The 1,526-nt window shown below is 56.9% G+C and carries 1 protein-coding gene; it reads left to right on the top strand.

Going from position 1 to position 1,526, the window contains the following annotated elements:
- Positions 1-1,526, top strand: a 1,526-nt coding sequence (locus tag VEB01_RS09730) for an immunoglobulin domain-containing protein (RefSeq protein WP_324874949.1), incomplete at both ends; no start/stop codon positions are given.

Consider the following 1,526-nt stretch of genomic DNA (forward strand, 5'->3'; position numbering starts at 1 on the left):
AATAACACCTTCCTGCGCTTCGACACCATGCATAACGGGACCTCGCCCCGGTTGTTCGTGGCCTACATCAATGGCGCCAGCAGCACCGTTTACAAGAACGTGGCGCTGTCCAGCATCCCGGCCTATCAACGGGTGATCCGCTCGGGGGATCAATGGACCTATCGCTATTCCAGCGACGGGACCACCTGGACCGATGCCGTCACCTTCACCCGGGCTCTAACAGTGACTAAGGTCGGAGTCTTCGCCGGCACCCATACCCCGAATCCGGCGTTCGTCGCCAGCGTCGACTATTTCCTGAATCTGGATGCGCCCATCTTAGATAACGATGTCTGGGTTCCGCCGCCACCCAGTGTCGATGTTTGGTATGAAAATAACGATCCTCAAGCTTCATGCTCATTAAACTTCGGACACGTTGGCAACCCGCAGATATGGATCAATATTCTTGGCAACGTGCAGTCGGATGTGACGCTATCCAGCCTCACCTATTCGCTCAATGGCGGCCCTGATCTGGCCTTGGCAATAGGTCCGGATAAAGGCCCAGGGACAGGAAATGGGGGGCGGCTGGTTTGGCCCGGCGACTTCAACATCGAGATTAACCACGACACTTTGAATATCGGTCCCAATGAGGTCGTAATTAAGGCTACAGATAGCCGAGGCAATCTTGCCAATAAAACGATTACTGCCTGCTATAGCACTGGATACGTATGGCCTATTCCTTATACCGCGGATTGGGGCACATTAGCAGACATACTCGAGGTGGAAAACATCGCACAATTCGCGGATGGCCTTTGGATGTTGACGTCTGGAGGTATCCGGACGATCCAAACGGGTTATGATCGCACCATCGCGATTGGCGATGAGACTTGGTTAACCAATTACGAAGTGACGGTGCCGATCACCATTCACTCGCAGTTCGGTGGGGCTGGTGTTGCCATTGGTTGGCAAGGCTATGAAGACAGCGGAAGCGGATCACCAAGAACAGAGTGGCCGCTGCAGGCGCTCGCTTGGATGCGGGGACCGCTCGGGAATTCCCGATTGGATATCGTGACGTATGGTGGACTGAGTGGTTGGGAAGTCGTTCAGGCACAGATGCCTATAGTTACCGCGGCCAATGTGACCTACATGCTCAAGACTCGTTCGGAACCCCAGGCCGGGGGAATGAGCCGAGTCTACGTCAAGTTTTGGCCACAAAGCAGCGCCGAGCCTGCTCAATGGAGCCTTAATTCAGATGTTCCGACCCGTAACGGCTCGGTTTTACTGCTCGCCTTTAACGGGGACGTCACGTTTGGGAATGTGGTCATTACACCGACTACAACGACCACCACTCCGCCCAGCATCACCGCTCAGCCGGCCAGCCAGAGCGTGACTGAAGGGCAGACCGCGACCTTCAGCGTGGCAGCGACCGGCAGCACCCCGCTGGCCTACCAATGGCAGCGCGATGGGGCGGACATCGCCGGGGCCACCGGGGCCTCCTACACCACCCCGGCCACCACCCTGGCCGATAGCGGCGCGACCTTCCGCTGCAT

Origin of the sequence: Methylocaldum sp., from assembly GCF_035627495.1 — a bacterium.
GTDB lineage: Bacteria > Pseudomonadota > Gammaproteobacteria > Methylococcales > Methylococcaceae > Methylocaldum.